Origin of the sequence: Flavobacterium sp. (genome assembly GCF_040382755.1) — a bacterium.
In the GTDB taxonomy this organism is placed as follows: Bacteria; Bacteroidota; Bacteroidia; order Flavobacteriales; family Flavobacteriaceae; genus Flavobacterium.
The window spans coordinates 1-6,414 of sequence record NZ_JBEIET010000114.1 but is presented as its reverse complement, the minus strand read 5'-3'; the positions used below and the strand labels follow the sequence as shown (position 1 = coordinate 6,414).

The following is a 6,414-nucleotide window of genomic DNA, read 5'->3' as shown; positions in this document are numbered from 1 at the left end:
TGATAAGTTTAATATGGCGAATAACATCGACAAATCATTAAACGTAAATGGTCGAAATATGACAAACTTAGGTTTGTTTCGAAAATACATTCAAAAATACATTGAAACACATCCTGGAATTAACAAGGATATGCATTTGTTAGTCAGACATTTACAACCCACTGAAAAAGGTATTCCATTAGAGATTTATTGTTTTAGTAAAGATAAAAAATGGGAAAATTATGAATATATTATGGCAGATATCTTTGATCATATCATTGCTTCAGTTCCTTATTTTGATTTAGAATTATTTGAAGTACAACACGTTAAAGCAGAAAAATTAAACTTATTAGATATTGAATAATAATTTTTAAAAAGTGAATGGTATGACAAATAGAGACAGTATTTTATCTGCAATTAAATCTGAAAAATTAGGTGTTGATTTTTTAGATACATTAACTGAAGAATCTTTTCAGAATAGTACTTTACGACCAATTTTAAAGTTTCAAAACGATTTGCTTTTACAGGTCTTTATAAATTATGCCATCAAGCAAAAAGGATTATTTTTCACACTTTCACCTGATAAAAAAGAGAAATACATTGAAAATGTTATTCAAAAAGATATAAAATTCAGAAATGCTTTAAAAGGTATTATTATTGGCTTATTTTCAGTGGAAGAATATTTAATTTATATTAAAAATTCCTCAAGTTTAAATAAACGAATGATGACATTATTGATTGAAAGATACAGAAGTCAAATACAATTACTTACAAACGAGTAATGGAAATTAACCAATTACCTCAAGATAAAAAAATCATACTTTTCGATGGCGTTTGTAACTATTGTAATAATAAGGTCAATTTTATTATTAAAAATGATGCAAATGATGTATTTAGGCTTGTTGCTCTTCAAAGCGAAACTGGACAAAAAATAATTACGTATTTAGGTATTGATAAAACTATAGATAGTATTGTACTATATGAACCGGGTTACGCCTATTTTATTAAGTCTGAAGCTGTTTTTAGGATTATTAAACATTTGTCTTCATCAGTTAAATTGCTGTTGATTTGTAATTTTATTCCTACAAGTATAATGAATCTGTTATATGATTTCATCGCAAAAAACAGATACAACTGGTATGGAAAAAATGAGCAGTGTATGATGCCATCTAAAGATATAACTGGTAAATTTATAACGTAAATTAATAATTGTTTTCAAGTAAAAAAACAAAAAAAAACGACCAGTGAAAAACTGGTCGTTTTTAAATTATAATAGTATTGGATAATTATTCCTTAATAAATTTCTTAGTTGATTTACCTTCAGTTGTTTCAATTGTAACAAAATAAACACCTGCATTCAAATCTGAAACATTTATAGAAGTAACACCATTTACATTTTTAATAACTCGACCATTTAGATCAGAAACAGAAATGTTATTAATTTCAATATTATTAGTATTTGAAATGTTTAATACATTAGATGTTGGATTTGGATAAATATCAAAATTATTCATAGTAAAACTTTCATTAGAAAGAGTTGAAGTCAAACTAAAAGAGTCAAGTCCTAATGAAACCGCTCCTGCTAAACCTGGAGTGAAGTGATGAAAGCCGAAATAATAAACACCTGTAGATGTAGGTGTATAATTAACGGTATATTCAGTCCATGCAGCATTTGCAAAAGTTGATGACGTCCATAATGTATTGGTTTGATTGGCTATAATAGGTTGATTTCCAACTGTCATTTTAATACTTTGTGGGTTTGTGGTTGATGAAAAGTGTCTCAAATAGAATTTAATTACATTATTTGAATTTGCCACTAAATGAATTGGTCTAGAAAAAAGCCATCTATTTGTTGGCGTGCCAGTAGTAACACTAGAATTTGAAAATAACATTTGCGAACCAGCTTGTGGATTTCCGGCAGTATTATTTGAAGACCATGCTCCAGACCAACCATCAGTTGAATATCCGTTCGTATTGTCAAAACCATAATTATATGATGGTGCACCAGCAACAGCAGTAAAAAGAGAATATGGTCCAATCCAACCGCTTCTGTTTGTTCCTGATTTACTTCTTACAAAATATTGGTAACGCGAATTAGCATTTAATGAGTTCATTGTAACAGAGTTAGTAGTTACTGTATTTGTTACTGTTGGTGTGTGCCCAGGTGAACCCCAAGAATATTCATAGTCAGTGATTCCTCCAGTTGCTGCAGTCCAATTAAAAGTTCCGCTAGTTAAATCAATATTTGAATTTGTCATCAATCTACCAGGAGCCGGACAAGTCCCACTTACTACATACACATTGTCAACCTCTAATAAAAACATGTCATTAGAAAAATTTTGAAAAGCAATATAAATAGTTTGTCCTGCAAATGACGTCAAGTCTAAACTCTTATTTTGCCAAGTATTAGATTCTCCAGTACTTGTGCCATTTCCTACAGTAACTAATGGTGTAGTAAAATTAGATGGTGCATTTCCTGAAGTAGAAACATAAACTTTGTATGAATCAGGGTATGTTGCATCATATGCTCTAGCTTGCCAATATAAAGTTGAACTTCCAGTAGGCAAAGTGATAGCTGGACTAACCATCCAGTCATTAGAAGCACCGCCAGGTGTATACCAAGATGTACTTAAAGCTACATTATTATCAAATTCTGATAAAGATTGAACCCATGCTCCGTTTACAAAATTAACAGCTGCATTTGGAGTTAAATTGTCCTGATTATAAAGAGTCCATTGCGAAAGTGGACCATTTACAGTTTCAAAACCAGATTGAAAAATCTGAGCATTTGATAAAAAAGGAAGTAATAATAATAGTAAAGATTTTTTCATATAAATAATTTTTAAAATTCAATCAAATTTAGGAATTCTTTTGTTAAAAAGAAATTTTTTAACATTTATTTCAACTTTCTTCTATTTCGTTCCGAAATTATCAAAGTCAGTTCCCTTCCCGTTTGTCCGGCAACCGATGTGTTTTCTTGTGCACGTCTTATTAAATAAGGCATTACGTCTCTAACAGGTCCAAATGGCAAGTACTTTGCTACATTATAATTATTGGCTGCTAAATTATAACTTATATTATCACTCATACCATATAATTGACCAAACCAAATTCGAGAATCGTTATTTGAAATGCCTTTTTCCTGCATTAAATTCATTAATAAGTACGAGCTTTCTTCATTGTGAGTACCCGCAAAAACAGCCATTTCATTAATATTATCTAACATATAGTTTAGTCCTTCATTGAAATTAATGTCAGTAGCTTGTTTGGTTTCGCAAATTGGGTTTTTATACCCTTTTTCTTCCGCACGTTTGGCTTCTTTTTCCATATACGCACCTCGAACTAATTTCATACCAATATGAAAACCTTTTTCTTTCGCTCTTAAATGCAGGGCTTTTAAATAAGGCACTCTATCCCATCTATACAATTGTAAGGTATTGAAAATAATTGCTTTTTTGGTGTTAAATTTTTCCATCATACGCTCCACTACTTCATCTGCTGCATCTTGCATCCAGGTTTCTTCACCGTCAACTAATATTTGAACGTCGCTATCATAGGCGTATTGACAAATTTTTTCAAATCTTGCCACTACTCTATTCCATTCTTCTTGTTCCGCAGTGCTTAATGATGCTTTTTCTCCTATTTTTTCATACAAGTCAATTCTTCCCAATCCGGTTGGTTTAAAAACAGCAAACGGAATGGCTTTGTTTTCTTTCGCAAAATCAATTGTTTTTAACGTCATTTTCAAACAAGCATCAAACTGTGTTTCCTCTTCTTTACCCTCTACTGAATAATCTAATACAGAAGAAACACCTTTGGTATACATTTTTGCCACCACTTGCAAACAATCTTGTTCGCTAACACCACCACAAAAATGATCGAAAACAGTTTTTCGTATAATACCTTCAACGGGTAAATGAAATTTTAAGGCAAAATTTGTTAATGAGGTGCCTATTTTTACCAATGAAGGCTTGCCAATCATTTGAAATAAAAAGTGGGCTCTGTTTAATTCAGAGTTAGATTTAAGCGAAAATGCTTTTTCTGTATTGTTAAATATTTTATCCATTATTATTGAATTCATATTAAGGAATGCAAATATACTTATTGAACGAATGATTTCTCATATTTTTTAATTTATTTTGTGAAGAATTTATAAACTGTACAATGACACCTATTCAATCTGATAATTACACTATTTATTTTAATGATGCAAGTTTTATGTATTTAGAAAATCTGCTAAAAACAGAAACCTATTCCAAAATTTTTGTGTTAGTAGATGAAAATACGAATGAACATTGTTTACCTTATTTTCTTGCGAATTTACCAACCGAAATTGAAATTGAAATCATTGAAATTGAACCTGGTGAAGAAAACAAAAACATATACACGTGTATTGATTTATGGCATACTTTAATTGAATTAGATGCAGATAGAAAAAGCATTATGATTAATTTAGGCGGTGGTGTAATTACAGATATTGGAGGTTTTGTAGCAAGTACATATAAAAGAGGTATTGATTTTATTAATGTCCCAACTACTCTTTTAGCTATGGTTGATGCTTCTGTTGGCGGAAAAACGGGTGTGGATTTAGGCAGTTTAAAAAATCAAATTGGGGTAATTAACGAACCAAAATCGGTTGTTGTAATTTCTAAATTTTTAGAAACTTTACCAACAAATCAAATGCGTTCAGGATTGGCTGAAATGCTAAAACACGGATTAATTTATGACAAAACTTATTGGGATAAATTAAAACATCTAAATAACTTAAATACAGATGATTTAGATATTTTAATAAAACAATCAATTGAAATAAAAAACGAAATCGTTTCTCAAGATTTAAAAGAAAACGGTATTAGAAAAGCATTAAATTTCGGGCACACATTAGGGCATGCCATTGAAAGTTATTTCTTAGAATCCGAAGATAAAAAGCAATTGCTTCATGGCGAAGCTATTGCCATTGGTATGATATTAGAAAGTTACTTGTCCTATAAGTTAGAATTAATTTCTAAAGATAGTTATGCCGAGATAAAATACATTATTACGGATATTTTTGAAAAAATATCTTTTAATGATTCTGACATCCAAAAAATATTGGATTTATTAATTTTCGACAAAAAAAATGAGTTTGGAAACATACAATTTACATTATTAAACAAAATTGGTGAAAGTAAAATTAATCAAAAGGTTGATAAATCATTGATTTTATTGGCGTTTGAAGATTATTTGAAGAATTAATTTTTTTTTACTTTACTTCTGTTTTTAGTAATATTATTTTTACTTTTGCTCAACAAAAATGGCACATATTTCAATTAATTAAATTAGTAATAGTCAAATGAATACAAAATATTCCGACCTTATCAATCAAACTTTCTATTTTCCACAGGAAGAATTTACTTTGAATAAAGATAATTTGCATTTTCACGGTATTGATTTGATGAAATTAGTAGAACAATATGGTACGCCATTGAAATTTACCTATTTACCAAAAATCTCGCAAAACATTAACAGAGCTAAAATGTGGTTCAGAAATGCTATGGAAAAGCATGGTTATGAAGCCAAATATTTTTATTGTTATTGTACTAAAAGCTCACATTTTGAATTTATTTTGAATGAAGCTCTTAAAAACAATATTCATATTGAAACGTCTTCCGCTTTTGATATAAATATTGTTGAAAACCTTATGGAACAAGGTAAAATCAATAAAAATTCATTTATCGTTTGTAATGGTTTTAAACGTGATCAATACGTTACAAATATTGCTCGATTAATAAATAATGGACATAAAAACACCATTCCAGTTATTGATAATTTTGAAGAATTAGATTTACTTCAAGACCAAATTGATGGAAAATTTAAAATCGGAATTCGAATTGCAGCAGAAGAAGAACCTAAATTCGAATTTTATACGTCACGTTTAGGTATTGGCTATAAAGACATTTTACCTTTTTATAGAAAACAAATAGCTGAAAATAAAAAAGTAGAACTTAAAATGCTTCACTTTTTCATTAATGCCGGTATTAATGACACGGCTTATTACTGGAACGAATTGGTAAAGTGTTTGAAAGTATATATTGCCTTAAAAAAAGAATGTCCATCTTTAGATAGTTTAAATATTGGAGGTGGTTTCCCTATTAAAAATTCATTGGCTTTTGAATACGATTATCAATATATGGTTGATGAAATATTGAACCAAATAAAAATAGCATGTGATGATGCAGAAGTTGATGTGCCTCATATTTTCACTGAATTTGGTTCGTTTACTGTTGGAGAAGCTGGAGGTGCTTTATACCAAGTTTTATATCAAAAGAAACAAAATGATAGAGAAAACTGGAACATGATTGACTCCTCTTTTATTACCACATTACCAGATACTTGGGCTATTAATAAACGATTTGTCATGTTAGCCGTAAATCGCTGGAATGACATTTATGAAAG

Annotated in this window: 6 protein-coding genes and 1 pseudogene; 5 read left to right on the top strand and 2 right to left on the bottom strand. The window is 29.7% G+C overall.

Annotated features, from left to right (window positions below; all coding sequences use genetic code 11):
- The 3 genes and pseudogenes from ABWO04_RS09245 to ABWO04_RS09235 form a co-directional block, all read left to right on the top strand.
- Positions 1 to 343: pseudogene (locus ABWO04_RS09245) on the top strand (mechanosensitive ion channel family protein); the annotation flags it as partial.
- Between the two features lie 22 nt (positions 344 to 365).
- Positions 366 to 761, top strand: a complete 396-nt coding sequence (locus ABWO04_RS09240; protein ID WP_353079397.1) for a glyoxalase — start codon at positions 366 to 368, stop codon at positions 759 to 761.
- Positions 762 to 766: 5 nt separating this feature from the next.
- Positions 767 to 1,180: a thiol-disulfide oxidoreductase DCC family protein gene (locus tag ABWO04_RS09235; RefSeq protein WP_353079401.1), complete on the top strand. Its 414-nt coding sequence runs from the start codon at positions 767 to 769 to the stop codon at positions 1,178 to 1,180.
- Between the two features lie 85 nt (positions 1,181 to 1,265).
- On the opposite strand, the gene ABWO04_RS09230 is transcribed toward ABWO04_RS09235, so the two are convergent.
- Positions 1,266 to 2,810 (bottom strand): T9SS-dependent choice-of-anchor J family protein, encoded by a 1,545-nt coding sequence (locus tag ABWO04_RS09230; RefSeq protein WP_353079395.1) that lies wholly within the window; start codon positions 2,808 to 2,810, stop codon positions 1,266 to 1,268.
- Between the two features lie 65 nt (positions 2,811 to 2,875).
- The gene (locus ABWO04_RS09225) at positions 2,876 to 4,045 is read right to left on the bottom strand and encodes a proline dehydrogenase family protein (protein WP_353079399.1); all 1,170 of its coding nucleotides are present in this window, start codon (positions 4,043 to 4,045) and stop codon (positions 2,876 to 2,878) included.
- A 98-nt stretch (positions 4,046 to 4,143) separates the two neighbouring features.
- Here ABWO04_RS09225 and aroB point away from each other — a divergent pair, with 98 nt between their 5' ends.
- Entirely contained in the window at positions 4,144 to 5,214 is a 1,071-nt protein-coding gene (aroB, locus tag ABWO04_RS09220) for a 3-dehydroquinate synthase (RefSeq protein ID WP_353079393.1), read from the top strand.
- A gap of 97 nt (positions 5,215 to 5,311) precedes the next feature.
- Positions 5,312 to 6,414 (top strand): type III PLP-dependent enzyme domain-containing protein (locus ABWO04_RS09215; protein WP_353079391.1); only part of this gene is annotated, 1,103 nt, incomplete at its 3' end.

Excerpts from the sequence above, each read along its gene's own strand:
- ABWO04_RS09240 (WP_353079397.1), top strand. The coding sequence starts at position 366 with ATGACAAATAGAGACAGTATTTTATCTGCAATTAAATCTGAAAAATTA.
- ABWO04_RS09230 (WP_353079395.1), bottom strand. The coding sequence starts at position 2,810 with ATGAAAAAATCTTTACTATTATTATTACTTCCTTTTTTATCAAATGCT.
- ABWO04_RS09225 (WP_353079399.1), bottom strand. The coding sequence starts at position 4,045 with ATGGATAAAATATTTAACAATACAGAAAAAGCATTTTCGCTTAAATCT.
- aroB (WP_353079393.1), top strand. The coding sequence starts at position 4,144 with ATGACACCTATTCAATCTGATAATTACACTATTTATTTTAATGATGCA.